Below are 24,543 nucleotides of genomic sequence, written 5' to 3'. Positions count from 1 at the left end.
TGGAACATATGAAAAACGAAAGAATTGATAAATTGCAAGAAAGCTGGGAGTTAGATACACGCTGGAAAGGGATCACACGTCCATACTCTGCTGAAGATGTAATTCGTCTGCGCGGATCGATTGATATTGAACATACGTTGGCGCGCTGCGGTGCAGAGAAGCTTTGGAAATCACTTCATACAGAAGATTATATTAATGCACTTGGCGCATTAACAGGAAACCAAGCGATGCAACAAGTGAAGGCTGGATTAAAAGCAATTTATTTAAGCGGTTGGCAAGTAGCGGCAGATGCGAATCTTTCTGGACATATGTATCCTGATCAAAGCTTATACCCAGCGAACAGTGTACCAGCTGTTGTAAAGCGAATTAACCAAACACTTCAACGTGCTGATCAAATTCAGCACATGGAAGGAAATGGTGATACGGATTATTTCGTCCCAATTGTGGCGGATGCTGAAGCTGGCTTTGGTGGACAGTTAAACGTATTTGAGCTAATGAAAGGGATGATTGAGGCTGGTGCATCTGGTGTGCACTTCGAAGACCAATTATCTTCAGAGAAAAAATGCGGGCATTTAGGCGGAAAAGTGTTATTACCGACGCAAACAGCGGTGCGTAATTTAATTTCGGCACGTCTTGCTGCGGATGTAATGGGTGTACCAACAATAATCGTCGCAAGAACAGATGCAGATGCGGCAGATTTAATTACGAGCGATATCGATCCAGTTGATCAAGAGTTTATTACAGGTGAAAGAACACCAGAAGGGTTTTATCGTACGAAAGCAGGTCTTGATCAAGCAATTGCACGTGGTTTAGCGTATGCGCCGTATGCAGATCTCGTTTGGTGTGAAACGTCGGAGCCAAGTTTAGAAGATGCAAAACGCTTTGCAGACGCAATTCATAAGAAATATCCAGGGAAGCTACTCGCTTACAATTGTTCGCCTTCATTTAACTGGAAACAAAAATTAGATGAAAAAACGATTGCAAGCTTCCAAAAAGAAATTGCATCGTACGGTTATAAATTCCAGTTCGTAACGCTTGCTGGATTCCATTCATTAAATTACGGCATGTTTGAATTAGCGCGTGGTTACAAAGAGCGCGGCATGGCTGCGTACTCTGAATTACAACAAGCAGAGTTCGCAGCAGAAAAATTTGGTTACTCTGCAACGCGCCATCAACGCGAAGTAGGAACAGGATACTTTGATGAAGTAGCACAAGTGATTACGGGCGGTACTTCATCAACGACTGCTCTAAAAGGATCCACAGAAGAAGAACAGTTTACGAAATAAAGATAGAAGTAGGTGCCTGTTATAGGTACCTACTTTTACTTAAAATATCCAATTTAATATAGTAAATATACCAATAATAGCAGTAAAAAGAAGGAATGCGAATAATGCTAGACAGCCCCATGTAAATAGTTTGTCTTTCCATGTTTCTTCATAATCATCAATTAGTTCCTCTATCACTTTTTTCTGCAATGGCTGTACGGGACATTCGGTGTGTAGTCCTGTAATAATGTTACAATCTCCTTTGAATTTTAAAGCACGTACAATATGATAAGGGTCGTTTCCCATCGATTTTTCAAATTGTAGACATGCCGCGTGCATAACATCTGTTTTTTCTTTTTCAAGATACCAATACCGTCCAGCCATTTCTGGGTATTATAATGTAAAGTAAATATCACCGAGTTTTTTTCTAAGTTCTAATTCATTCGGATAAGTAGCGATTAATCCGTGTAATCTATCTCTTGCTTTTCCAAGGTTGTTATTTTTAAGATCTTTTTCAATTCTCTTTAATGTTTTTTCAGGTATTATTTCTGCCATATACACCTCCTTATTAGAATAGGTGTGTTTATATTTTATAAGAAATAATAAAATTTAGAAATTTTATTATTAAAAAGGATTGTACATTCTATTTTAAGTATGCTATGATAATACCAGTTGAATAATTAAATTAAGCAATCCATATATTATCAAGTGCCGAAAACAAACGGGGAAAAGTATGTGAGAACTAGTTTATGTTTCGAATTTGATAATGTGTGGATTCTTTTTTTATACATGAAGACTAAATAATAAAATGTATTTTCTTAGGAGGAAATAATTATGACAGTTACAGGACAAGTAAAATGGTTTAACAACGAAAAAGGCTTCGGTTTCATCGAAGTTCCAGGCGAAAACGATGTATTCGTACATTTCTCTGCAATCGAAACTGAAGGTTTCAAATCTTTAGAAGAAGGTCAAAAAGTTAGCTTCGAAATCGAAGAAGGCAACCGTGGACCTCAAGCTAAAAACGTAATCAAACTATAATTTTATAGTTCATTATGGAAAAAAGGATGGCTTATGCCATCCTTTTTTTGTTGTTGAGATATATGATATTATATTAGTTATAAAGACTGCCTAAAAAGTACGATTGAAGAGATAAAGGCGTACGCGGAAACTTATGAAAATGATAAAATGGAACTTTAATCAGTGGGGGTTCATCCCCCACTGATTATTAGTCCTCACCAATCGGGTGTTAATGCGGGATAAAGTGATGTTAATTGATTTGAAAAAATCTTATTCTCATGTTTTAGATGAAGAACGATATACAATCACATTACAAATTGAAAGAGATACAGAAAATCTCGGAAGAAAATATGAATATGAAGAAGAGTAAAAGGCTTTCCCAAAAAAAAGGAAGGCCTTTTACTCTTCTTTTCCAACTTTTTTCTTTGCTCGTTTCTTGCATTCTAGGCATTTTGATTTACGAAAAGGCTTTGCAAAGAACAGTAGAATGAAAAATAAAGCGAATATAATACTAGCTGAGTTTTTCACAATCACAATGTTGGTATTTTTTATATGAATCGTTGGTTGGATCTCTTTTTCTTCCATAATAGCCCTCCATATATTGGATTTATATTTTAATTATAGCAAAGTTGATTGTTGTAATGATGTGAAAAGAGGAAGCGATTATAAATATTTATAGATAGTATAAATATTTTTTGTACAGGTTAAAATCATTTCATTGCTATATAATTACTTTTAAATTTAATAAATGTTTGATAAATGATAAAGTATTGTAAAAAAGGGAAATCTGTAAAGCGTTTCCTTTTCATAGGTGCTAAAATTGTACATGCAGCTGCTACTATAAATAGAAAAAGGAGATAGTAGAATATGGAAAGTAAAGTAGAACGTTATGTTGAAAATTATGTTGTAAGTAAAAATACGATGGCCTTACTTCCTGTTGTTCTAGGAGAAAAGAAAGTGGTTACGCGAATTGTTGAAATGGAAGATTCTTTTTTCGTATTTCAAAAACCTCTCGATATTATAGAGAGAAGTTGCCGGAAACATGGTTCTAGTTTTTTTGGAAGAAAAGAAGGAACTAAGGAGTTAACTAGTATTACACATAAAGCTCCTATCGCAATTAGCCCGACAGATCAACTTTATTTTTTCCCTACGTATTCTTATTCTCGAAAAGAGTGTGCGTGGTTGTCTCATTTTCATATTGAAAATAATAAAGAATTAAAAGATGGAAATCTTATTATTAGATTTATAAATGGTTTCGCTGTCAAATTAGAAATATCCAAAAGCAGCTTTGAAAATCAGCAAAATCGTACAGCAAAATTACGGACAGAGTATGAAGACCGGAAGAAAAAACAAGGAAATCCTTCTTTTAAAGAGATTGATAAAAGTGAAGAATCTAAATTAACGCCAGCCTATGAGAAAGTGTATTTTGTGAGGGAAGGCGAAGTGTGAGAGGAAAAGGATGGGGGGACTCATCCTTTTTTGATTTCATTATATATACCGTTACGCTGTAAGATTCATAAATAAAACGAGAAAAATTTGCGGATTTTTTGTTCTTTAATAGCTTGAGAAAGTGTAAAATTACAATATAAGGGTAATTTTACTACATATATTTATCGCGATGTTAATATGCATAATTTAACATTTGCGGCATACATGATATTTCTTACCTTATTGTATAAAAAAAGGAGATGGTATGTTGAAAAGGACTATGTTATTTTGGGCGCAATATATTCTTGTTTTGCCTATATTATTTCTTACCTTTATGTTTACTGGTTTCGTTGGTAGTCAGTTAATGATAGGTGCTGATAAACAACATTTTATTTTTACGCCTCAAAATGCAACAGAATATAGTCAAATTAGTGAAATTGATAAATTACTATTTTCTTTTTCAATTCAGCCAGTTGTCACCATAGTATTTCTGCTATCGATCGTGTACGTACTGACACTTATTGTCTTTCAAATTATTGAATGTAAGAAGAAAAGAAAGATATTACATAGTTTGCAATATATGATTCTTATACCAATTTTTATTTACTTGTGGTTAGGAATAATACAATTTTCCGCAGTTAGTTTAACTTGGATAGATAATTGGAAAGATTACCTTATATTCACTCCTAGTACGATAACTGATGAGCAAGATATATATACGATTGATAAGTTTTTATACAAATTTCGAAGGTTACCTATTCCGAGTACAGTATTAATACTATCTTTCTTATATTTATTAATACTTGTCGTGATTGATAGTATACGCTTACTAAAAAAGTTTCTTATAAGAACTAGTCATTAGAAAAGGGTAATTGTTTGAAGGTACACCAATTATTTGCCATTACTTATTTCCATACAGGTAGAAATAACCTTACGCGTAGTAAGGGGATTTTTTTGAAACTATAGATTGACACTTTCTGTAGTTTCTTCTTTTTTATAATCTGTGCGTGGTGTCCAAATTATTCTCATGTCTTGTCGAATATTGAAAGATTATCATAGCATAATAATGAAGGAATTCTAGAGGGAGATATGGAAACTTAATAATTACATCTCCATATGTCATATCTACCATTTCCTCTTTCATATAAGCGATGATACAGTAGAGGTAGTAATTAGAGTAAAGGGGTAAAGTGTAGAATGGATTTTCAGACAATCAAAGAATATTTTTCACCAGAAAATATGGATCACATTGTTGAAAGTTATAAAGCGTTCGGGCCGCTTCTTGGTATTGGTTTACCGATGATAGAGGCGCTTATTCCAGCATTGCCTCTCATTGTGTTTGTACTGGCGAATGCTGTTGCATTTGGTTTTTGGTTCGGTTTTCTTTATTCTTGGCTTGGATCAGTAATTGGTGCAATGCTTGTATTTTTCATCATTCGTAGCTTTGGAAGGACGCGTTTCTTTTCTTTTGTAAATAAACATGAGAGAGTGCGAAAGGCGATGGGATGGATTGAAAGAAAAGGGTTTGCGCCAATCTTCGTCATATTCTGTTTTCCTTTCACACCATCTGCGCTTATAAACGTTGTAGCTGGTTTGTCTCGCATTAGCGTAAAACAATTTGGACTAGCGTTAGCATTCGGAAAGCTTGTTATGATCTTTATTTTAACGTATATCGGTCATGATTTAATGTCGTTTATTCATAAACCGGTAAAATCGGTTATTGTTGGTGTTGGTATTTTTATTTTATGGTATGTCGGTAAGAAAATTGAAGTAAAGTTAGAACTACATTAGGAAAAGTCTTCTTTGTAAAGATAAGCTTCATTATTAAAGGGCGAGGGGAGAAGCGAATGAAGAAAACTTTGAAAAAAGAAGGGCTAGAGTGGATAAGAACAATTTTAATTGGTGTACTATTAGCTGTATTTTTTCGAACGTTTTTCTTTTCAACGTACGTTGTAGAGGGGAAGTCAATGATGCCGACATTGCAAGATGGCAATATGCTCGTTGTAAATAAGGTGAGTTATCAAGTAGGGGACTTGAACAGGTTTGATGTCGTCGTTTTTCATGCGAATAAAAAAGAGGACTACGTAAAGCGAATTATCGGTTTACCTGGGGATCATATTGAATATAAGCATGATAAACTATATATAAACGGACAATTTGTGGATGAACCTTATTTAGAGGCGTATAAGAAAGAGATAAATGGACGACAACTAACAGGTGATTTTAAATTAGAAGAATTAACGAAAGAAAAGTTTGTACCACCCGGGTCTATTTTTGTAGTTGGTGACAACCGCCTCGGTAGCTGGGATAGTAGGCATTTCGGTTTTGTAAAAGCTGATACAGTTGTCGGTAAAGTTGACCTGCGATATTGGCCGATTCGAGAGGTGCAAACGAATTTTTCAAAAGGTTGATATAATTATTTGAAGTACGAAAAAGGCAAACAATTATGTTTGTCTTTTTTATTTTATATTTTTTTAATCTATTGATAATGAGAATATTTTAGTATTTGTCTAACTACAGGTTTTGTTATTGAAGTACAGATAAATAAAAACGACATTACAGAAAAGAACGTCTTTTATTTTACTGATAAAAAAGTTATACATAACAGAATAACAGATGTTAACGGTGAAAAACAATGTATATTTAGAGAGTGTGGAATACCTGAGGTAGCATGGCAATTTATATATCAAGCGTTGCAGTCTAAAAATACTTGTTCACGTTCGAATTATACATTTAAACTTCCTTGCGCCGTATATGAAAAAGATTTTTTAAATCAATCAGAAAAGTATTTATCGGAATTATTAGGATATTATGCGGATGATGATGATGTTAAAAAATTAGTGAATATTATATGTGACCGTGAAGAGTTAACTACAGTTAAAACTCATTATTATATAAAGGATACATGGTATACCGATAGTATTCAGTATATGTATAGTCAAAATCAATATTGGCTTATCCAAAAAATACTAGACAGTGGAGAGAAGCAAACGAATGTTATTTGTCTAGATATCTTTGCAATTATTGAAGAAATCAAAAAAATGGTTCTGTACCTTAAATCAATAGGTGGTGAATCAAAATGAGTAAAGAAATTAAAGTTACTCCTGCCCTTTTAAGGGAGTTAGCTTCTAATATAGAGCGTGCAGCTCATGAATTATTTGAAACACATAAACGTTTGAATCAGCAATTAATGGATTTACCCTTTCAAGTATCTGGAAGAGATGCTGTATTGAATCAGGCTTTATATGCAGGTTAAATGTTAGAGCGTGTAACGAATGATTTAAAAACTCATAGTAAATCATTAAGAAATATTGCTGATCGTTTTGAGAAAACTGATCAACAAGAAGTTTCATTAGGAGATTGGAAAATAGATAGTGTTGATTTATTAAGTCCTTTTGGGGGAGGCATTGATGAATGGAAAGAAAACCCCATGGGAGCCGGGTTAACAGCATTTGGAACCTTTAAAGATGGTCAAGAGGCATACCAAATTGCTCAAAGGCATAACCAAGGTTTTCGCGCGACACCATATACAAATAATCAAGGAAAACCTATGGTGCGATTTGAGAACCGTACACTTATTAAAGGAAAAGATGGTAATAACATTATTAGAAGAACAAAGCTGCCATTAGAGGAAGCTAAAACAATTGATGAAGTAAAACGTTATGTTTTAAAACCAGGTGCATTATTAAAAGAATCATTATCGTTAAAAAATAACGCATTAGGATATATAAGTACCGGTTTAGATGTCTTTAAAGATACGAAAGAAAATTTGGAAAGTAATGCGAGCGGCAGCAAAATTGTAGGAGACATTGTTGGTGATGTAGCGGTTGGAGTAGGTTCTACTGCTGCTAGTACTTGGGCGGGTGCTGCAGTCGGTACAGCAATTGGAGGACCCATTGGAACTGTGATTGGGGCTGGTGTAGGTTTTACCGCTTCTGTAGTATCTAGCATAATAACGGATGGAATTAAGTTCGATAAAGGGGATTGGAATAATGATGGTGAAAAAGACTCTATAAAAGATCGGATTAAATCTGGAATAGGCTCTGCTTTAGATGAAATCTTTTAATTTTCTATGAGGTGCATAATGGATAAATATAATTTTAAAAATATAGATGATGGCATACGAATATTACTACCATTTGATATAAGAAATATTGTCGGAGCCTTTGTATGGTTTATTATGAATTTTTTGTTATTGATTATAATTTTTGTATTTCCACCAATATATAATGTGTATTTTTACTTGGCGCTTCCATTTTTTATAGTATGTAACTTGTGGGGAATTTGGATTTTTATTAATAAACCTAAGCAGCCTCAATTACAACATTTACTATATTCTGGATTTGTTGGAACTAGCATTTCATTTTGTAGTTTTATAGGTGTTCAAAAAATAGCTTACGAGTTAATAGGATTGGAATCACCTTTATTTTTTATTTTATCATTTATAGTATATTGTTTGGTTGTTTATAAATCCGGACAATTGTGGATTAAATATTTTACAGCTCGTTTAATGGGTATAGATGATCAGAAGGTGAAATTTTCAAAAGTCGGTGTTTTTTCAGGTGTAGGCTACATTGTTGGTCAAATCAGTATAGGAATTTTAAGTCAAGATTCTCTAGCGATTTTGCTAATTATCTTACTGTCATTTTTCTCGATTATTTTCTTGTTTGCGAGTGTCCATGTGTACTTTTATTTTGATTTTAAAAAACATCTTATCATTACAGGGCATTCAAAAATGAAACAGGTTCAACAAAAATCTAATCTTACAAGAAAGGAAAGGAGAAGGAAATGAATTCACAGCTTCTACCTATAGGCTCTATCGTAATCTTAAAAGAAGGAACCAAGAAACTCATGATTTATGGACGTAAACAACAAGTAGAAACAGATAAAGTGAAAAAATTTGACTATATGGGATGTTTTTACCCAGAGGGCTATATTAGTCCTGATTTTACTTATTTATTTAACCATGACGATATTCAAGAAATTGTATCAAGTGGATATAAAGATGAGGAAGAAAGAGCTTTTCAACAAAATATATTGTCTAAAGTGGAGTAAGAAATATTACATGGAAAAAGCTGCTTATATGAGCAGCTTTTTCTATGTAATTAAATACTTTAGTGGTTGTATTTTTATGTTTTGAGAGGGGGGATCGTCATTATACATGTTTGTCTTTTTTCGTGTCCTATAATACAATTATAGTAGCAAACTAACGTTCGTTATGTAAGTGAAAGGTGGGGTTACATGTCACTTCGATTTGTGATTGGTAGAGCTGGAAGTGGAAAAAGTACACTTTGTTTACACGAAGTGCAAGAAGAGTTAAAGCAGCGCCCAAGAGGGAAAACAATATTATATCTTGTGCCAGAACAGATGACATTCCAAACGCAACAGGCGTTAATTGGAAGTGAGGATGTAAGAGGTTCTATTCGGGCACAAGTTTTTAGTTTTTCGCGATTAGCGTGGAAGGTGCTGCAAGAAGTTGGCGGAGCGAGTCGTCTTCATATTGATGAAGCGGGCGTGCATATGTTACTTCGTAAAATTGTAGAGTCCCGTAAAGATGGATTATCGGTGTTCCAAAAAGCAGCGGAGCAAAACGGTTTCTTTGAACATCTTGGTAGTATGATTGCGGAGTTTAAACGTTACAATGTGACGCCATCTAACGTATATGAAATGTGGCAACAATTAGATGCGCATAGCAGTAGTGCAGAGCAAAAGCTGCTAGCGAATAAAGTGTATGACTTACAGCTATTATATGATGATTTTGAACGTGCCTTAATCGGAAAATATTTAGATTCAGAAGACTACCTACAATTGTTAGTGGAAAAGCTTCCGCAGTCTGAATATGTAAATGGTGCGGAAATTTATATAGATGGATTTCATTCATTTTCTCCGCAAGAGCTTGAAATTTTAAGGCAGCTTATGGTTTGTGGAGCGAGAGTTACGATCACGTTAACGATAGATGAAAAAACGTTAGCACAGCCAGTAAACGAACTAGATTTATTTTTTGAAACGACGTTAACATATGAAAAAATAATACAAGTAGCGCGTGAAGAGAAAATAGAAATTGAAAAAACAATTCCACTTATGGAACAGCCGCGTTTTCATTCTCCGGCATTAGCTCATTTAGAAGCTCATTATGAAGCGCGTCCGAATGAAAAATTTAACGGTGAAGCGAGTGTAACAATCAGTACAGCAGCTAATTTACGAGCTGAAGTAGAAGGTGTAGCTCGTGAAATTCGTAAGCTTGTCGCAGATGAAGACTATCGTTACCGAGATATCGCAGTCCTCCTTCGTAACGGAGAAAGTTATTACGATGTAATGCGAACGTTATTTACGGATTATAATATCCCGCATTTCATTGATGAAAAACGCCCGATGTCACATCATCCGTTAGTAGAATGCATTCGTTCAGCTTTAGAGATTATTAGCGGAAATTGGCGTTATGATGCCGTGTTCCGCTGCGTGAAAACAGAGCTTTTATATCCGTTAGGTGTAAGAAAAGAAACGATGCGAGAAGAAATGGATGAGTTTGAAAACTACTGTTTAGCGTACGGTGTACAAGGGAAGCGATGGACTTCAGAGGATCCGTGGATGTATCGCCGTTATCGTTCTCTTGACGAGACAAACGGAATGATCACAGATAGTGAACGTGAAATGGAAGAGAAAATAAACAGGCTGCGTGATGTTGTAAGAACGCCTGTTATTCGTATGCAAAAAAGACTGAAGCGTGCGGGAACGGTTATGCAAATGTGCGAGGCAGTTTACTTATTTTTAGAAGAACTTGACGTTCCGAAGAAGTTAGAAGAGTTACGTATACGAGCAGAAGAAAGTGGAGATTTCTTATTTGCGACAGACCATGAACAAGTATGGGAAGAAGTAATGAGTCTTCTTGATCCGTTCGTAGAGATGCTTGGTGAGGAGAAAATGTCACTATCCATGTTTACAGACGTTATGTCCACAGGTCTTGAGGCACTTCAATTCGCGAACATTCCGCCGTCATTAGATCAAGTATTAGTTGCTAATATTGATCACTCCCGGTTATCAAATGTGAAAGCGACGTTCATTATCGGCGTAAATGAAGGCGTCATTCCGGCAGCACCGATGGATGAAGGGATGCTTTCTGATGAGGAAAGAGAAGTTCTTGGCGCTGCGGGTATTGAACTCGCGCCAACGACGAGACAAACTTTATTAGAAGAACAGTTCGTTATGTACCAAATGGTAACGAGAGCGACTGAGAAATTATATATTTCATGCCCGCTTGCAGATGAAGAAGGAAAGACGTTACTTGCGTCTAGCTTTATTAAGAAAATAAAAAGAATGTTCCCTGATGTGAAAGAATCATTTATTACAAATGACGTAAATGACTTATCACGTTCGGAACAAATTTCATACGTAGCAACGCCAGAAGTGACATTGTCTTATGTCATGCAGCAGCTGCAAACATGGAAACGATACGGATTTGAAGGACAATTAGACTTTTGGTGGGATGTATATAACTTCTACGTAACTTCAGATGAATGGAAGCAAAAAAGTAGCCGCGTGTTATCAAGTTTATTTTACCGAAATCGTGCGCAGAAACTAAGTACAACTGTAAGTAGAGATTTATATGGAGATACAATTAAGGGAAGTGTCTCTCGTATGGAACTATTTAACCGTTGTGCGTACGCTCATTTCGCACAGCACGGTTTATCACTAAGAGAGCGTGATATTTTCAAACTTGATGCGCCAGATATCGGTGAACTATTCCATGCAGCGCTAAAGAGAATTGCAGACAGGTTATTACGTGAAAACCGTACTTGGGCAGATTTATCAATAAAAGAGTGTGAGCATCTTTCTACTTTAGTAATAGAAGAAATTGCACCGTTATTACAAAGACAAATTTTATTAAGTTCAAACCGTCATTTCTATTTAAAGCAAAAACTACAACAAATCATTTTCCGTACGTCACTTATTCTTCGTGAACATGCGAAGTCGAGTGGCTTTGTACCAGTTGATTTAGAAGTACCGTTCGGTATGGGCGGTACAGGATCGCTTCCGCCAATGGAATTTGCGTTGCCAAATGGTGTGAAGATGGAAGTAGTGGGCCGTATTGACCGTGTTGATAAGGCGGAAGACGAGAGTGGTACGTTCCTTCGTATTATTGACTATAAATCAAGTTCGAAAGCGTTAGATTTAACAGAAGTGTATTACGGACTCGCGCTTCAAATGTTAACGTATTTAGATGTTGTTACTTCAAATGCACATACGTGGATGAAAAAGGGCGGCACTGCATCGCCGGCGGGTGTATTGTATTTCCATATTCATAACCCGATTGTTGAGATGAAAGGCGATGCATCTGAAGAAGAAATTGAGAAAGAAATTTTAAAGAAATTTAAAATGAAAGGGCTCGTACTAGGAGATGCTGACGTTGTTCGTTTAATGGATAATAAACTTTCAACAGGAAGCTCTGATATTATTTCTGCTGGTCTGAAAAAAGATGGTAGTTTTAGTGCGCGTTCTAGCATTGCAAGTGAACAAGAATTTAACGTACTTCAAAAATATGTACACCACTCGTTTGAAAATATCGGAAAAGACATCACAGAAGGTGTTATCGATATCGCTCCTTACAAAAAGGGGAATAAAGCGGCTTGTACGTTCTGTAACTTTAAATCAGTTTGTCAGTTTGATGAATCACTTGAAGATAATCAATTCCGTACGTTAAAAGATATGAAAGATAGCGAAGCAATGGAGAAAATTAGAGAGGAGGTTGGCGGAGAATGATAGAAAATTGGCCTGAAAAACCAGAAGGTAGTCAATGGACAGATGACCAGTGGAAAGCGGTTGTAGCGAACGGACGTGATATTTTAGTCGCAGCAGCAGCTGGATCAGGGAAAACAGCAGTATTAGTTGAACGGATTATTAAAAAGATTATAAGTGAGGAAAATCCAGTCGATGTCGACCGCCTGCTCGTTGTAACATTTACGAATGCAGCAGCGCAAGAGATGAAAAACAGAATTGGGGAAGCGTTAGAAAAAGTATTAATTGATGGACCGGGATCGCAGCATATAAGAAAGCAGCTCAGCTTATTAAATAAAGCTTCTATTTCTACCATTCATTCATTTTGTTTACAAGTGATTAGAGGGTACTACTACATGCTTGATGTCGATCCTCGTTTCCGTATTGCGAATCAAACAGAAAATGAATTGTTAAAAGAAGAAGTGCTAGATGACATATTAGAAGAAGAGTATGGAATCGAAGATAATAGTATTTTCTTTGAACTCGTTGATCGTTATACGAGTGATCGTAGTGACGATGACTTACAACGAATGATTTTAGCGCTTCATACAGAATCAAGAGCGCATCCAAACCCGGAAAAATGGCTTGATAAATTAGTAGAAGCATACGACGTTGAAGGAAAGACGATTGAAGATTTAGTGTACGCTTCTTACTTATTAGAAGATGCGAAATTCCAGCTTGAAACAGCGGAAGAGCATATTCGTAAAGCAACTGAACTCGCAATGCTTCCTGATGGTCCAGCGCCTCGCGTTGAAACCCTGCAAGCGGATTTAGCTTTACTTGGAATGTTATCCTCAGCAGCTCGTGGATCGTGGACAAGCGTTTATGAAGCAATGCAAAATGTATCGTGGCAAACGTTAAAGCGTATTAAGAAAAGTGATTACAACGAAGATGTTGTAAAACAAGTAGACTCTCTTCGTAATAAAGCGAAAGATGAAGTGAAGAAATTACAAGAAGAGCTATTTAGCCGCAGACCAGAAAGTTTCTTACGAGATTTTCAAGATATGCATCCTGTATTAGAAAAACTCGTTCAGCTCGTAAAAGTATTTACAGAGCGTTTCCAAGCGATGAAGCGAGATAAAGGAATGGTCGATTTCACAGATTTAGAGCATTTCTGTTTACAAATTTTAAGTGAGCAAAGTGAAGACGGTGAAATGAAGCCGTCAGCAGTAGCACTTCAATATCGTAATAAATTTGCTGAAGTACTAGTTGATGAATATCAAGATACGAACTTCGTACAGGAATCAATTATTAAATTCGTCACGAAAGATTCTGAGAGTGAAGGAAACTTGTTCATGGTTGGTGACGTAAAACAGTCAATCTATCGTTTCCGACTAGCAGAACCAGGACTGTTTTTAGGGAAATACAAACGATTCACACAAGAAGGATCGGGCGGCGGAATGAAGATTGACTTAGCGAAAAACTTCCGTAGCCGTCATGAAGTGCTAGCTGGTACGAACTTTATCTTCAAACAAATTATGGGCGAAGAAGTCGGAGAAATCGATTATGATGCTGACGCTGAATTAAAGCTAGGTGCTAGCTATCCAGAAGGTGAAGATGTAGCGGCTGAGCTATTATGTATTCAGCAAACGGAAGAAGAAGTAATAGACGGAGAAGAAGGTGCCGAAGTCGAAAAAGCACAGCTTGAAGCTCGTCTTATGGCGCAGCGTATTAAAGCAATGGTCGATTCAGGTTATGAAGTGTATGATCGTAAAACTGATAGTATGCGCCAAGTACAATACCGTGATTTCGTTATTTTACTTCGCTCCATGCCGTGGGCGCCGCAAATTATGGAAGAGTTAAAACTACAAGGAATTCCAGTATATGCTGACCTTGCGACTGGTTATTTTGAAGCGACAGAAGTAAATATTATGATGAACGTATTCCGCGTTATTGATAATCCGATGCAAGATATTCCACTTGCAGCTGTACTTCGTTCACCCATTGTTGGACTAAATGACGAAGAACTTGCGACGCTTCGTTCTCACGGGAAAAAAGGGTCATTTTATGAAGTAATGAGCTCATTCTTAAAAGGAGCACCGCTTGAAGAAGAACAAGAACTACATGATAAATTAGAGTGGTTTTATAACTTACTGCAAGGGTGGCGTGAATTCGCGCGTCAACAGTCTCTTTCTGATTTAATTTGGAAAGTGTACGGTGAGACAGGTTATTACGATTTCGTTGGCGGTTTGCCAGCAGGAAAGCAAAGACAAGCAAACTTACGCGTACTATATGACCGCGCGAGGCAATATGAAGCAACATCGTTTAGAGGATTATTCCGCTTCTTACGCTTTATTGAGCGTATTTTAGAACGCGGTGATGATATGGGAACGGCGAGAGCTCTTGGAGAACAAGAAGACGTAGTTCGCATTATGACGATTCATAAAAGTAAAGGGCTAGAGTTCCCAGTCGTATTTGTAGCTGGACTTGGTCGCCGTTTTAATACACAAGATTTAATGAAACGCTTCTTACTTCATAAAGATTTTGGTTTCGGTTCACAATTTATTGATCCTCGTAAACGGATTAAATATACGACATTATCGCAACTAGCGATTAAGCGTAAAATGAAAATGGAATTAATTGCGGAAGAAATGCGCGTATTATACGTAGCGTTAACGCGTGCGAAAGAGAAGTTAATTTTAATCGGAACAGTTAAGGATGCAAATAAGGAAATGGAAAAATGGCTTGATGCAAGGGAGCATAGTGAATGGTTATTACCAGACCATATACGTGCCGGAGCATCATGTTATTTAGACTGGATTGCACCTTCATTATATAGACATCGTGATAGTGAAATGCTACTTGAATTAGGACAAGGAAATATTCCAGGTGACATTTATGGATATGACACTAGCTGGAAAGTAGAAGTTGTTGACGGCAACACGTTACTTGCGTCAGAACCAGTTCAAGAAGAGAAACAAGAATTGTTAGAAGCGCTTCGTGAGAAAAAAGCCGTTCCGTTAGAGAGTGAAAGAAAAGATGAAGTGTACGACAGATTAACGTGGAAGTACGGATATGAGGATGCAACATCTCACCGTGCGAAGCAATCTGTTACAGAAATAAAGAGAAACTATCAATCAGAAGATGGCAGCGATAATGCCTTTATTAAAAAACTACGTGCACCAATTAAAACACGCCCTCGTTTTATGGAGAAAAAAGGATTAACATACGCAGAGCGCGGAACAGCAGTCCATGCTGTTATGCAACATGTAGATTTGAAGAAACCGATTACGATTGAAGCTCTTCAAGAACAAATTGCTGGAATGGTAAATAAGGAATTATTAACATTCGAGCAAGCTGAAGAAATAGCAATTGAAAAAGTGATTTCATTCTTTGAAAGTAATCTTGGTAAAAGAGTATTAGCCGCGAAAAGTGTAGAGCGTGAAGTACCATTTACGATGATGCTTGTAGCAGAAGAAGCATATCAAGATTGGCAAGGGAAGAAAGGCGAATCAATACTTGTCCAAGGGGTTATCGACTGCATGATCGAAGAGGAAGACGGACTTACTTTAATCGACTTTAAAACAGATACGATTGAAGGAAAGTTCCCAGGTGGATTTGATCAAGCGAAACCTATTTTAGAAGACCGATACAAAGTACAGCTTTCGCTATATGCAAAAGCACTCGAGAAAAGCTTAAAACATCCTGTGAAAGAGAAGTGTTTATACTTCTTTGATGGGAATCATGTTGTAAAGGTTGAGGAATAGAGCTTAGAAAGGGGTTATGGAGTATGGCGACGTTAAGAACTTGTGATCAAGGACACGAGTATTATAAAAGTAGCGATAGTCCAACTTGCCCAACCTGTGAGAAAAAGAGAAAGCCAAAAGAAGGCTTTCTTTCTCTTCTTTCAGCACCAGCAAGAAGGGCGTTAGAGCACCACGGAATAACGACTGTAGAAGAACTTTCAAAGTATAGTGAAAAAGAAATTTTGAAATTGCACGGTATGGGACCGGCATCTTTACCTAAATTGAGAGCGGCTTTAGAAGATAAGGGATTATCATTTAAATAAAGAAAAACTAATCATTAGTGAGGAGTAGCATCTTAACTAATGATTAGCTTATCCCGCTATTTGAGGGAAGTAAAACCCCCACTGATTAAAGTTTCACTTTATATAATCGGTATTAATTAGCTGGATAAACGCGTATAACGAAATCTCATTTTGAAAATCGTAAATCGATGGGCAAAATGATTTAAAAAGATGAATTTATGAGTGTAGAGAACTTGATAAAGAATATAAGCGAATTGATTATAATATTAAGGAAGGAAGTGCAACACTATGGATTTCGAAACAGTAATGCAAGAGCTTGAAACTCTCAGCAAGGAACGAACTAAAAAAATATACATATCTAATGGTGCAAAGGATCCACTTTTTGGCGTAGCTACAGGTGCTATGAAACCAATCGCAAAGAAAATAAAAATTAATCAGAGTTTAGCTGAAGAGCTTTATGCTACAGGTAACTATGATGCGATGTACTTTGCAGGCATTATTGCAGATCCGAAAACTATGAACGAATCGGATTTTGATCGTTGGATGGATGGGGCGTACTTTTATATGCTATCCGATTATGTGGTGGCAGTAACTTTATCAGAGTCAGAGTTTGCACAAGACGTGGCTGATAAATGGATCGCAAGTGGTGACGAACTAAGAATGTCAGCGGGTTGGAGTTGCTACTGCTGGCTTTTAGGGAATCGAAAAGACCATGAATTTTCCGAAAGTAAGATTGCCAATATGCTAGGAGTTGTGAAAAATACAATTCACGATTCGCCAGAACGAACGAAATCCGCTATGAATAATTTTCTAAACACCGTGGGGATTTCATATGTGCCGCTACATGAAAAGGCAGTTGAAACTGCAAAGGAAGTAGGCATAGTGGAGCTAAAACGGGACAACAAGAAAAGCAGTTTTCTAAATGCTTACGAAAGTATTCATAAAGAACTTGATCGAGGAAGACTCGGATTCAAACGTAAATATGTAAGGTGCTAAAAATTAGGATTCTGAAATTCTGTAAAATATTCAACTTTTGTATAAATACATCTATTCCTTTATTCTAGAAAAGGACGCTATTTTTTGAATAAAACTTAGATTTTCAAATGACTTTATTGCTATAAAATTAACCCCGTCCTAAATTTAGAACGGGGTTGTGCTTGTTTGAGCTTTTAAAATATAATAAATTTATTTTCATTTTATAAAGAGAGTAAATATCATAAGAGGTATATATCTGTGTGGAAATAAACAATTGAAGGGGAATGTGCATGGATCCCATTAAAGAGAAATTAGATTTATTACGTAATGAAATAAAAGATATGGGTGGTATAATCGATTTAGATTGGTGCGATAGATTGTTATACCCTTATTATAAACACTTTAATGATAGTAAATTGAGATATCGATCAGGTTCATTGTTAGCATTTTGGGGAATTCTCCTAGAGTGGGAAGATGAAAGTGGGTTTCCATTTTATACAGGCACTCAGGAGTATGATTGTCATCATTTTGATATGTATTTAAAGGGATTTCTAAAGTACGCTCCTAAGATTGAGAGGCAATTTCCGAATATTTATCTTGTTATTGTTGGATCACTGATGGAGTTGGATGAAAGAGAAAGATGGGAAAGTGAATTTCCTAACATATGTAAGGAGTTATTCGATGCTGTTAGGGAGGAACTGTTCCATACTGATGTTACACAGATAAATGATGAGACATATCAAAATGCATATAAAGAAGGAAGAATGCTATATTAAAAGAATATAAGCTTGAATTAAAATTATCTTTAATAGAAGAAACAGCCCTAGCTCTACACAATATAGAGCTAAGGCTGTTTCTTTTTTACGCTGTTCCGATTTGATCTTGGTCTGCAACGTCCGAATCGAATGTATTTGTTGCACTAACGCCGCTAAAAGTATTAACGACAAATCCGACATTGGAAGCCCCAGATCCGTTATAAGCTTTCGTATTTTCTTTCGGAGACACGTTATAAAAATCTCCTAAGTTGAAAGAGCCGTTACTGTTTTGAACGACAAGATTTCCTACAACCGAAGGCATACCATCCACCTACTTTACTAAGCTTTTTAATTACTATATGAATTATTTATTGGAAGGTTCATCAGTAATGTATTGGCGGATTTGCATAATACGAGAGTTATTAAAAGCATAATCAACATTTCCAATTTGAAAGCAACCAGAATTTAAAAGTGTCCGCAAGTGAACATCATTTACTTCAATAAAAGGGCACTCATTTACAATATTCATTCTTACATCTGTGGTTCGCTTTGGAATAGTAATGTGTTCATCTGTGAAAATTTCAAAAGCATCTAAGCGACCTTCTCCTTTTAAATAACAAGAAATTTCCCGATGAACCAAAAGCGCCCTACTTTTTAATTCCATTTGATTTGCATCACCAACTTGAAATACTGCAGCAATCCCTAAAGAAATAATAGAAACATTTTGGACAACTGAAACATGATGTAACATAATTTTGAGTCTCCTCAACCTGGAGTCGTAGGGACAGCTGTTACTAATGGTACAAATGGCCCCTCTGTAACGGATTCGAATGGCGTATCAAGAATAGAAGAAAGGATGAGAAGGTTAGCATCTCCAATTAAAAATAATGCGGAAGAAGAAACCCCGTTCATTTTAATCTGCCCTACTTTTAACTCGCGGTTCACAACATTTAAATTCATACATACTTACTCCTTTCGGAAATTGCCTGGTATGTGTTGAATAAAGGAAAGGAAGGCTTTGTCAATATCTTGTTTCATCGCTTGAATAATGACGTCTCGTAAATAATCGGGATCTGTGGAAACACCCTCATATGATTGAACTTGTGATAAATAATACGGAAGTCTATGTTCCATCTGTTTTTTTATGTCATCCACCATCATTTGTCGATACATCTCATCAAGCGGCGTTCTCTCTTCTTGTTCAAAATGGAGAATTCGACTATATGCTTCTTCATCTAAATAGCGATGCATTTCTTGGAGGATACCTTGATAAAAGTCTGGATTTGTTTCTGTTTCAGGATTTACTTTTAATGTTTCTGTATCCACTTGAAAATCTTCAATTTGTTGTCCTTTTGTTGAAAATGGATTCAAGCCAATATTTAAAGTACCGTTTAAATTTTCTACTTTTAATTGATCGAATTTATATTCCACTTTTCCTATAGAAGAGGAGGGACGACTTTTTAACTCATTAAGCTCTTCTTGTAGTAGGCGAACTTGATCTTCAAGATTTAGAATAGTTTGCTGCTGTATTTGAAGAGCTTGCTGAAGTTGGTTTAGGTAAGTGTATATATCTTGATTCATTTTGTGAAACCTCCTTTTCAATAGGGAGGGTATATTACTGCTATATATTTATGATAATGGTGGTCTAAGAAGAACTAGTTGAAGGCTTAATGGAAATAATTTGTCCTTTCGCACTTAAAGGGCGAAGAGGTTCTGTAAATCCGCCAGTATTTGAAAATTTAGAAAGAGCCTTAATACTACCTGCAGTTCCAATTTGAAAAACGGAAGAGGTCGTAATGCTATCGATTTTAATGCTGTTAATGATGATACTTTGGTTCACATAAAAATTCAAAGCAATCGCCCCCTTTAGTTCGAACCAATTATTGCTTGATCGATTACATCTGAATCATTGACAGTCGTTGAACTTTGATAATTGTAGACAGAGACGTTATCCCCAACATTAAAGGAGCCGGCCCCAGCAAAAGCGCGTGAATAACTAATAGGCCTAATCGCAAATACATCTCCAATATGAAAAATACCACTTGATCCAATATTAACGATACGAATATGTCCGACCATAGCTGGCATACAAAACACCTTTCATTTTTAAAATTTTCTTTTCTACTATTGTATGGGCGTTTTCAATAAAATGTGTATTTTTTTGAAATAAAAGAAACACATACGTTATTGCGTATGTGTTTCGAACATTTGAGTGTGTGTGCAATCTGTGTGTATATGCCAAATAACATTTAAGAGCCTGTCCAGTTCTTGGCTACAATCCACTGTTTTTTGAGAAGTCATTCCGTAGCGTTCAGCAAAATAGATCATTTTTTCGCGTTTTTTTTCGATAGCTTGCTCAAACATTGAAATCGGCTCCATCTCTCAATAAATTTTATGTATATATTTAGTACATATTATACAAAAATCACATAAAAAAGAAACATCTTCGCTAAAAAAAGTATAATTTCTACATTTTATGTCAAATGACGGATGTGGAACAAATATAAGGATGGTTGAATATTGTAAAAATTAGCGTGCATAAGAAGGTTTTTTTCTTAAAGATGCGAATACAATTAAAGGGTATGAGTTTTAGGATGGAGAGTGGAAATATTGCGTTTTGTAACGGCGAAGAAAGAAGAAAAGGTATTTGTAGGTATTGTGGATGAAGAGGAAGATAGAGTCTTACATTTAAGAGAAGCGCAAAGACAAAAAGGGGAAAAGGTTACGATCCCGATTACTATGTTAGAGTGTATTGAAAGAGGAAGTGAATGCCTTGAGAAGGTGTACGATATTGTAAATTGGGCGAAGGAAAATGCGGGAGCGGCGTATTATCCGTTAGCAGAAGTGAAAATATTAGCACCGATTCCAAGGCCGAGAAAAAATATTCTTTGTGTTGGAAAGAACTATCGTGAGCATGCGGTAGAAATGGGCGGAGTAGAGTCTATCCCTGAAAATATAATGATCTTTACAAAAGCGCCAACAACAGTGATCGGAATTGATGAGCAAATTAACGGTCACCCTCATGCAACGAATGAACTGGACTATGAAGGTGAACTAGCAATCGTTATTGGTAAGCGAGGGAAACAAATAAAAATAGAAAAAGCTCTTGATCATGTTTTTGGATATACAGTTATAAACGATGTAACTGCTCGGGATATTCAAAGGAAACATAAACAATTTTTCCTAGGGAAAAGTTTCGATACATTTTGTCCGATGGGACCGTATTTAATTCATAAATCAATGGTTAGAACGCCGAATGAATTACACATTGAAACGGTGGTAAATGGAGAAGTAAGGCAAACTTCAAATACGAGAGAAATGATTTTTTCAGTAGAAGAGATTATTTCAACTATAAGTAAAGGTATGACATTAGAACCAGGAGATATCATTGCAACAGGGACACCAGCTGGTGTTGGTAAAGGTTTTACACCACCGAAGTTCTTGCACGCTGGTGATGAAGTTGTTATTAAAGTAGAGGGAATTGGTACGCTTAGAAATATTGTGAAATGAAAAAAGAGCTATCTTGTGAAAAGGTAGCTCTTTCCTATGGTTGCGGATTAACAGAGTAATCTATAATAGCGAAAATATACAATCCGATTAATGCTAAAGTACAAATTCCAATTAGCATAGCTGCAAGTGCGCTTCTCTCACGGCCAAAACCGATAATTGTAAGGAAAACAGCAGTCCAAAATGATGTTTTAAGTAGTGTGAATGTATTAGGAGTTGAATAATGACTTAGTAACGTTGTAAATAATATGAAGCCGATGAATGTCATAGAAATAAAAATTGTAGCTAAATAGTTAATGTGTTTACCGTATTTCAACAGCATACAGTTGCCTCCTTTTAAAGAAAACAGAATATTCAATTTTATTTTACGATACATTACTAAAAAAAGAAAGGGGTTGTCCTATATTTTAGGACAACCCCACTATTATTAAGATAATACAGCTTTAATTTTTTGGAACGCCCACTCTAAATCTTCTTCAGAGATTACTAGAGGTGGTGCAATACGAATTACATTTTCGTGTGTTTCTTTACATAATAGACCAGCTGCTTTTAGTTGTTCACAGTAAGGACGAGCTGGCTCGTTTAATTCGATACCGATGAATAAACCTTTACCACGAATATCAGTAATCATTGGGTTATCAATTTCTTTTAATTGCCCAACTAATTTTTCTCCCAATTGAAGAGAACGCTCTGTTAATTTTTCTTCTTCTAATACTTCAAGAGCTGCGATAGAAACAGCACATGCAAGTGGGTTACCACCGAATGTAGAACCGTGAGAACCTGGCTCGAATACGCCTAAAATGTCGCTATTTGCTGCAACACAAGAGATTGGGAATACGCCGCCGCCAAGTGCTTTACCAAGTATGTACATGTCAGGAGTTACATTGTCCCAGTCGCAAGCAAATACTTTACCAGTACGGCCTAAGCCTGTTTGGATTTCATCTGCTACGAATAAAACGTTTTCTTTTTTACATACTTCAAAAGCTTCTTTTAAGAAACCAGCTGGTGGAATGTTAATTCCTGCTTCACCTTGGATTGGCTCTAAAATGAATGCAGCTGTATTTGGTGTAATCGCAGCTTTTAACGCTTCTAAATCACCGTAAGGAATTACAATAATGCCAGGAAGCATCGGACCGAAGCCACGCTTGTACTCTTCGTTTGATGACATAGAAACAGCACCCATTGTACGTCCGTGGAAGTTATCTTCACAAACGATGATTTCTGCACGGTTTGCCTCTACCTTTTTCACATCGTAAGCCCAGCGACGAGCTGTTTTAATTGCAGTTTCAACAGCTTCTGCACCTGTATTCATAGGAAGTACCATATTTTTATTTGTTAGTTTCGCAACTTTTTCGTACCAAGGACCTAATTGATCGCTATGGAAAGCACGAGAAGTTAACGTAACTCGATTAGCTTGGTCAATTAAAGCGTTAATGATTTTTGGATGACGATGACCTTGGTTTACTGCAGAATATGCACTTAATAAGTCCATATAGCGGTTTCCTTCAGGATCTTCTACCCAAACGCCTTCTGCTTTAGAAATAACGATTGGAAGTGGGTGATAGTTATTTGCTCCGTATGTGTCTGTAAGTTCGATAATATCCTTAGTTTGAATCATGATTGTTCCCCCTTTTGTTATTACAAGAAGTTTGTAAATACTCTAAATATTATAGCATTTAAATGTAAAAAAGCGAAACATTTCCTGAAAATAAATGAACATGTTATCATATAGAGTGAAAAAGTGTGAAAAAGAGGAGGCAGGGATACGATGGTACATATGCATATTACAGCATGGGCGTTAGGATTAATTTTATTCTTCGTTGCGTATTCACTTTATTCAGCAGGAAGAAAAGGTAAAGGTGTACATATGGGGCTTCGCCTTATGTACATTATCATTATTGTGACAGGTTTCATGTTGTACATGAGTATTGTGAAGACGGCAACAGGTAGCATGCACATGTGGTATGGCTTAAAAATGCTAGCTGGTATATTAGTAATCGCTGGAATGGAAATGGTTCTTGTGAAAATGAGCAAGAACAAAGCAACAGGGGCATTTTGGGGATTATTTGTTATCGCGCTAGTAGCGGTATTTTACCTTGGATTGAAATTACCGATTGGTTGGCAAGTATTTTAATTAAAAATAAAACCACCTTATAATCTCAAATATTTGGGAGATAAGGTGGTTTTTTTACTTTATGTCGCATCGATATGCAATTCTTCTCCGTTTACTTTCGTAAAACGGAACATATTTTTATTGGAAGACGAGTGACGAACGAAATGGTGCTGCAGTGTACAGATCATCTCTTCGTTATCGAACAAAAGAATATTTACTCCTTCGCATGCTTCCTCTTTCGGCAAGAAGGATAAATAATTATGACAATACATGCAATCATATAAAGAGTAATGAAGTGATTGTAATGCCTCAGTTAATAATGTAAAGACAGAGTCAGGTAACTCCTCAAGCCATTCATTATAGCTAAGAAGTAATTTTTTTCGAATTCGTATCATTTCCCCATTTTGCAAATGGTGCTGTTCGTTGGCGATTTGTAATACATCTTGTTCATAGAAACGGGCTGGTAGCCAATTGTTGTTATACAAAAGTTCAAATCCATCTTGGATAATATCTTCTAATAAAAATGCTTCATCATTTTCATCATCAAAGAATACCCACTCATTGTTTATATATTCTACATTACCGACTGTATGAGCGCGCGGCTGGTTATACAAAATATGTTTGCGTTGTACCATAGTTCATTTCTCCTTTTATAGAAATAGTTATTCTTGTTATGGACAGTTCGTACGTTCTTTATAACTAGACACACCTAAAGAGAGGTGG

29 protein-coding genes and 2 pseudogenes are annotated in these 24,543 nt (G+C 36.2%); 19 read left to right on the top strand and 12 right to left on the bottom strand.

Going from position 1 to position 24,543, the window contains the following annotated elements; genetic code table 11:
- Positions 1-8 precede the first annotated feature (8 nt).
- Entirely contained in the window at positions 9-1,286 is a 1,278-nt protein-coding gene (aceA, locus tag BAU27_RS05775) for an isocitrate lyase (protein ID WP_071744595.1), read from the top strand.
- Between the two features lie 39 nt (positions 1,287-1,325).
- Here aceA and BAU27_RS05770 read toward each other — a convergent pair.
- Positions 1,326-1,820, bottom strand: a pseudogene (locus tag BAU27_RS05770) (DUF6584 family protein).
- A gap of 279 nt (positions 1,821-2,099) precedes the next feature.
- On the opposite strand from BAU27_RS05770, the gene cspA reads away from it, so the two are divergent.
- Positions 2,100-2,303, top strand: a complete 204-nt coding sequence (gene cspA / locus BAU27_RS05765; RefSeq protein WP_000218989.1) for an RNA chaperone/antiterminator CspA — start codon at positions 2,100-2,102, stop codon at positions 2,301-2,303.
- Positions 2,304-2,529: 226 nt separating this feature from the next.
- Positions 2,530-2,652 (top strand): hypothetical protein, encoded by a 123-nt coding sequence (locus BAU27_RS33505; protein ID WP_412676973.1) that lies wholly within the window; start codon positions 2,530-2,532, stop codon positions 2,650-2,652.
- Between the two features lie 29 nt (positions 2,653-2,681).
- On the opposite strand, the gene BAU27_RS05755 is transcribed toward BAU27_RS33505, so the two are convergent.
- Positions 2,682-2,867, bottom strand: a complete 186-nt coding sequence (locus BAU27_RS05755; protein ID WP_071770342.1) for a hypothetical protein — start codon at positions 2,865-2,867, stop codon at positions 2,682-2,684.
- 282 nt (positions 2,868-3,149) lie between these two features.
- Here BAU27_RS05755 and BAU27_RS05750 point away from each other — a divergent pair, with 282 nt between their 5' ends.
- The 14 genes and pseudogenes from BAU27_RS05750 (at position 3,150) to BAU27_RS05685 (ending at position 18,221) form a co-directional block, all read left to right on the top strand.
- Positions 3,150-3,731, top strand: a complete 582-nt coding sequence (locus BAU27_RS05750; protein ID WP_071744598.1) for a competence protein ComK — start codon at positions 3,150-3,152, stop codon at positions 3,729-3,731.
- 244 nt (positions 3,732-3,975) lie between these two features.
- Entirely contained in the window at positions 3,976-4,572 is a 597-nt protein-coding gene (locus tag BAU27_RS05745; RefSeq protein WP_071770341.1) for a DUF4306 domain-containing protein, read from the top strand.
- 335 nt (positions 4,573-4,907) lie between these two features.
- Complete coding sequence (locus BAU27_RS05735) at positions 4,908-5,501, top strand: TVP38/TMEM64 family protein (protein WP_071744601.1); 594 nt, start codon at positions 4,908-4,910, stop codon at positions 5,499-5,501.
- Between the two features lie 56 nt (positions 5,502-5,557).
- Positions 5,558-6,121 (top strand): signal peptidase I, encoded by a 564-nt coding sequence (gene lepB / locus BAU27_RS05730; protein ID WP_071770340.1) that lies wholly within the window; start codon positions 5,558-5,560, stop codon positions 6,119-6,121.
- 81 nt (positions 6,122-6,202) lie between these two features.
- Positions 6,203-6,793 (top strand): annotated as a pseudogene (locus BAU27_RS30780) (hypothetical protein); the annotation flags it as partial.
- Positions 6,790-6,966 carry a WXG100 family type VII secretion target gene (locus tag BAU27_RS32720; RefSeq protein ID WP_244159079.1) on the top strand — a complete coding sequence of 59 codons (177 nt, stop codon included), beginning with the start codon at positions 6,790-6,792 and terminating at the stop codon, positions 6,964-6,966. The pseudogene BAU27_RS30780 and the gene BAU27_RS32720, both read left to right, overlap by 4 nt.
- Positions 6,967-7,776 (top strand): WXG100 family type VII secretion target, encoded by an 810-nt coding sequence (locus BAU27_RS30775; protein ID WP_244159080.1) that lies wholly within the window; start codon positions 6,967-6,969, stop codon positions 7,774-7,776.
- Positions 7,777-7,794: 18 nt separating this feature from the next.
- Positions 7,795-8,502 carry a hypothetical protein gene (locus BAU27_RS05715; RefSeq protein ID WP_071770339.1) on the top strand — a complete coding sequence of 236 codons (708 nt, stop codon included), beginning with the start codon at positions 7,795-7,797 and terminating at the stop codon, positions 8,500-8,502.
- Positions 8,499-8,765 carry a DUF4176 domain-containing protein gene (locus BAU27_RS05710; RefSeq protein ID WP_071770338.1) on the top strand — a complete coding sequence of 89 codons (267 nt, stop codon included), beginning with the start codon at positions 8,499-8,501 and terminating at the stop codon, positions 8,763-8,765. The genes BAU27_RS05715 and BAU27_RS05710 overlap by 4 nt, the downstream gene beginning before the upstream one ends.
- Positions 8,766-8,951: 186 nt before the next feature.
- Positions 8,952-12,467, top strand: a complete 3,516-nt coding sequence (addB, locus tag BAU27_RS05705; RefSeq protein WP_071770337.1) for a helicase-exonuclease AddAB subunit AddB — start codon at positions 8,952-8,954, stop codon at positions 12,465-12,467.
- Complete coding sequence (gene addA, locus BAU27_RS05700; RefSeq protein ID WP_071770336.1) at positions 12,464-16,189, top strand: helicase-exonuclease AddAB subunit AddA; 3,726 nt, start codon at positions 12,464-12,466, stop codon at positions 16,187-16,189. The genes addB and addA overlap by 4 nt, the downstream gene beginning before the upstream one ends.
- A gap of 23 nt (positions 16,190-16,212) precedes the next feature.
- Entirely contained in the window at positions 16,213-16,491 is a 279-nt protein-coding gene (locus BAU27_RS05695) for an RNA polymerase alpha subunit C-terminal domain-containing protein (RefSeq protein WP_071770335.1), read from the top strand.
- Between the two features lie 267 nt (positions 16,492-16,758).
- Entirely contained in the window at positions 16,759-17,466 is a 708-nt protein-coding gene (locus BAU27_RS05690; RefSeq protein ID WP_071770334.1) for a DNA alkylation repair protein, read from the top strand.
- Between the two features lie 269 nt (positions 17,467-17,735).
- Positions 17,736-18,221, top strand: coding sequence for a hypothetical protein (locus BAU27_RS05685; RefSeq protein WP_002116956.1), 486 nt, complete (start codon positions 17,736-17,738; stop codon positions 18,219-18,221).
- An 85-nt stretch (positions 18,222-18,306) separates the two neighbouring features.
- Here BAU27_RS05685 and gerPF read toward each other — a convergent pair whose 3' ends face one another.
- The 7 genes from gerPF to BAU27_RS05650 form a co-directional block, all read right to left on the bottom strand.
- Entirely contained in the window at positions 18,307-18,522 is a 216-nt protein-coding gene (gerPF, locus tag BAU27_RS05680) for a spore germination protein GerPF (RefSeq protein WP_001141570.1), read from the bottom strand.
- A gap of 42 nt (positions 18,523-18,564) precedes the next feature.
- The gene (locus tag BAU27_RS05675) at positions 18,565-18,951 is read right to left on the bottom strand and encodes a spore germination protein GerPE (protein ID WP_071744609.1); all 387 of its coding nucleotides are present in this window, start codon (positions 18,949-18,951) and stop codon (positions 18,565-18,567) included.
- Between the two features lie 14 nt (positions 18,952-18,965).
- Positions 18,966-19,160, bottom strand: a complete 195-nt coding sequence (gerPD, locus tag BAU27_RS05670) for a spore germination protein GerPD (RefSeq protein ID WP_016104152.1) — start codon at positions 19,158-19,160, stop codon at positions 18,966-18,968.
- Between the two features lie 6 nt (positions 19,161-19,166).
- Positions 19,167-19,781: a spore germination protein GerPC gene (gene gerPC, locus BAU27_RS05665; RefSeq protein ID WP_071770333.1), complete on the bottom strand. Its 615-nt coding sequence runs from the start codon at positions 19,779-19,781 to the stop codon at positions 19,167-19,169.
- A gap of 64 nt (positions 19,782-19,845) precedes the next feature.
- Positions 19,846-20,052: a spore germination protein GerPB gene (gene gerPB, locus BAU27_RS05660; RefSeq protein ID WP_002116962.1), complete on the bottom strand. Its 207-nt coding sequence runs from the start codon at positions 20,050-20,052 to the stop codon at positions 19,846-19,848.
- A gap of 14 nt (positions 20,053-20,066) precedes the next feature.
- Complete coding sequence (gene gerPA, locus BAU27_RS05655) at positions 20,067-20,288, bottom strand: spore germination protein GerPA (RefSeq protein WP_001111190.1); 222 nt, start codon at positions 20,286-20,288, stop codon at positions 20,067-20,069.
- Positions 20,289-20,384: 96 nt separating this feature from the next.
- On the bottom strand, positions 20,385-20,564 hold the full coding sequence (locus tag BAU27_RS05650) for an aspartyl-phosphate phosphatase Spo0E family protein (protein WP_071744611.1): 180 nt from the start codon (positions 20,562-20,564) through the stop codon (positions 20,385-20,387).
- Positions 20,565-20,810: 246 nt separating this feature from the next.
- Here BAU27_RS05650 and BAU27_RS05645 point away from each other — a divergent pair, with 246 nt between their 5' ends.
- Positions 20,811-21,710 (top strand): fumarylacetoacetate hydrolase family protein, encoded by a 900-nt coding sequence (locus BAU27_RS05645; RefSeq protein WP_175546521.1) that lies wholly within the window; start codon positions 20,811-20,813, stop codon positions 21,708-21,710.
- A 34-nt stretch (positions 21,711-21,744) separates the two neighbouring features.
- On the opposite strand, the gene BAU27_RS05640 is transcribed toward BAU27_RS05645, so the two are convergent.
- Entirely contained in the window at positions 21,745-22,029 is a 285-nt protein-coding gene (locus BAU27_RS05640; RefSeq protein ID WP_071744612.1) for a hypothetical protein, read from the bottom strand.
- A 105-nt stretch (positions 22,030-22,134) separates the two neighbouring features.
- Entirely contained in the window at positions 22,135-23,325 is a 1,191-nt protein-coding gene (gene rocD / locus BAU27_RS05635; protein ID WP_000616664.1) for an ornithine aminotransferase, read from the bottom strand.
- A 150-nt stretch (positions 23,326-23,475) separates the two neighbouring features.
- Between rocD and BAU27_RS05630 the strand changes: the two genes are divergently transcribed.
- On the top strand, positions 23,476-23,841 hold the full coding sequence (locus BAU27_RS05630) for a YisL family protein (protein ID WP_071770332.1): 366 nt from the start codon (positions 23,476-23,478) through the stop codon (positions 23,839-23,841).
- Positions 23,842-23,900: 59 nt separating this feature from the next.
- On the opposite strand, the gene BAU27_RS05625 is transcribed toward BAU27_RS05630, so the two are convergent.
- The gene (locus tag BAU27_RS05625; protein WP_071770331.1) at positions 23,901-24,455 is read right to left on the bottom strand and encodes a DUF2777 domain-containing protein; all 555 of its coding nucleotides are present in this window, start codon (positions 24,453-24,455) and stop codon (positions 23,901-23,903) included.
- Between the last annotated feature and the right edge of the window lie 88 nt (positions 24,456-24,543).

The organism is Bacillus sp. NH11B, from assembly GCF_001884205.1.
GTDB classification, from domain to species: domain Bacteria; phylum Bacillota; class Bacilli; order Bacillales; family Bacillaceae_G; genus Bacillus_A; species Bacillus_A proteolyticus.
The sequence above is the reverse complement of the archived record's forward strand: the minus strand, read 5'-3'. Positions and strand labels throughout refer to the sequence as shown.

Bases quoted from the DNA above. Each gene is read 5' to 3' on its own strand.
- aceA (WP_071744595.1), top strand. From the start codon at position 9: ATGAAAAACGAAAGAATTGATAAATTGCAAGAAAGCTGGGAGTTAGAT.
- cspA (WP_000218989.1), top strand. From the start codon at position 2,100: ATGACAGTTACAGGACAAGTAAAATGGTTTAACAACGAAAAAGGCTTC.
- BAU27_RS33505 (WP_412676973.1), top strand. From the start codon at position 2,530: ATGTTAATTGATTTGAAAAAATCTTATTCTCATGTTTTAGATGAAGAA.
- BAU27_RS05755 (WP_071770342.1), bottom strand. From the start codon at position 2,867: ATGGAAGAAAAAGAGATCCAACCAACGATTCATATAAAAAATACCAAC.
- BAU27_RS05750 (WP_071744598.1), top strand. From the start codon at position 3,150: ATGGAAAGTAAAGTAGAACGTTATGTTGAAAATTATGTTGTAAGTAAA.
- BAU27_RS05745 (WP_071770341.1), top strand. From the start codon at position 3,976: ATGTTGAAAAGGACTATGTTATTTTGGGCGCAATATATTCTTGTTTTG.
- BAU27_RS05735 (WP_071744601.1), top strand. From the start codon at position 4,908: ATGGATTTTCAGACAATCAAAGAATATTTTTCACCAGAAAATATGGAT.
- lepB (WP_071770340.1), top strand. From the start codon at position 5,558: ATGAAGAAAACTTTGAAAAAAGAAGGGCTAGAGTGGATAAGAACAATT.
- BAU27_RS32720 (WP_244159079.1), top strand. From the start codon at position 6,790: ATGAGTAAAGAAATTAAAGTTACTCCTGCCCTTTTAAGGGAGTTAGCT.
- BAU27_RS30775 (WP_244159080.1), top strand. From the start codon at position 6,967: ATGTTAGAGCGTGTAACGAATGATTTAAAAACTCATAGTAAATCATTA.
- BAU27_RS05715 (WP_071770339.1), top strand. From the start codon at position 7,795: ATGGATAAATATAATTTTAAAAATATAGATGATGGCATACGAATATTA.
- BAU27_RS05710 (WP_071770338.1), top strand. From the start codon at position 8,499: ATGAATTCACAGCTTCTACCTATAGGCTCTATCGTAATCTTAAAAGAA.
- addB (WP_071770337.1), top strand. From the start codon at position 8,952: ATGTCACTTCGATTTGTGATTGGTAGAGCTGGAAGTGGAAAAAGTACA.
- addA (WP_071770336.1), top strand. From the start codon at position 12,464: ATGATAGAAAATTGGCCTGAAAAACCAGAAGGTAGTCAATGGACAGAT.
- BAU27_RS05695 (WP_071770335.1), top strand. From the start codon at position 16,213: ATGGCGACGTTAAGAACTTGTGATCAAGGACACGAGTATTATAAAAGT.
- BAU27_RS05690 (WP_071770334.1), top strand. From the start codon at position 16,759: ATGGATTTCGAAACAGTAATGCAAGAGCTTGAAACTCTCAGCAAGGAA.
- BAU27_RS05685 (WP_002116956.1), top strand. From the start codon at position 17,736: ATGGATCCCATTAAAGAGAAATTAGATTTATTACGTAATGAAATAAAA.
- gerPF (WP_001141570.1), bottom strand. From the start codon at position 18,522: ATGCCTTCGGTTGTAGGAAATCTTGTCGTTCAAAACAGTAACGGCTCT.
- BAU27_RS05675 (WP_071744609.1), bottom strand. From the start codon at position 18,951: ATGTTACATCATGTTTCAGTTGTCCAAAATGTTTCTATTATTTCTTTA.
- gerPD (WP_016104152.1), bottom strand. From the start codon at position 19,160: ATGAATTTAAATGTTGTGAACCGCGAGTTAAAAGTAGGGCAGATTAAA.
- gerPC (WP_071770333.1), bottom strand. From the start codon at position 19,781: ATGAATCAAGATATATACACTTACCTAAACCAACTTCAGCAAGCTCTT.
- gerPA (WP_001111190.1), bottom strand. From the start codon at position 20,288: ATGCCAGCTATGGTCGGACATATTCGTATCGTTAATATTGGATCAAGT.
- BAU27_RS05650 (WP_071744611.1), bottom strand. From the start codon at position 20,564: ATGTTTGAGCAAGCTATCGAAAAAAAACGCGAAAAAATGATCTATTTT.
- BAU27_RS05640 (WP_071744612.1), bottom strand. From the start codon at position 22,029: ATGCTGTTGAAATACGGTAAACACATTAACTATTTAGCTACAATTTTT.
- rocD (WP_000616664.1), bottom strand. From the start codon at position 23,325: ATGATTCAAACTAAGGATATTATCGAACTTACAGACACATACGGAGCA.
- BAU27_RS05630 (WP_071770332.1), top strand. From the start codon at position 23,476: ATGGTACATATGCATATTACAGCATGGGCGTTAGGATTAATTTTATTC.
- BAU27_RS05625 (WP_071770331.1), bottom strand. From the start codon at position 24,455: ATGGTACAACGCAAACATATTTTGTATAACCAGCCGCGCGCTCATACA.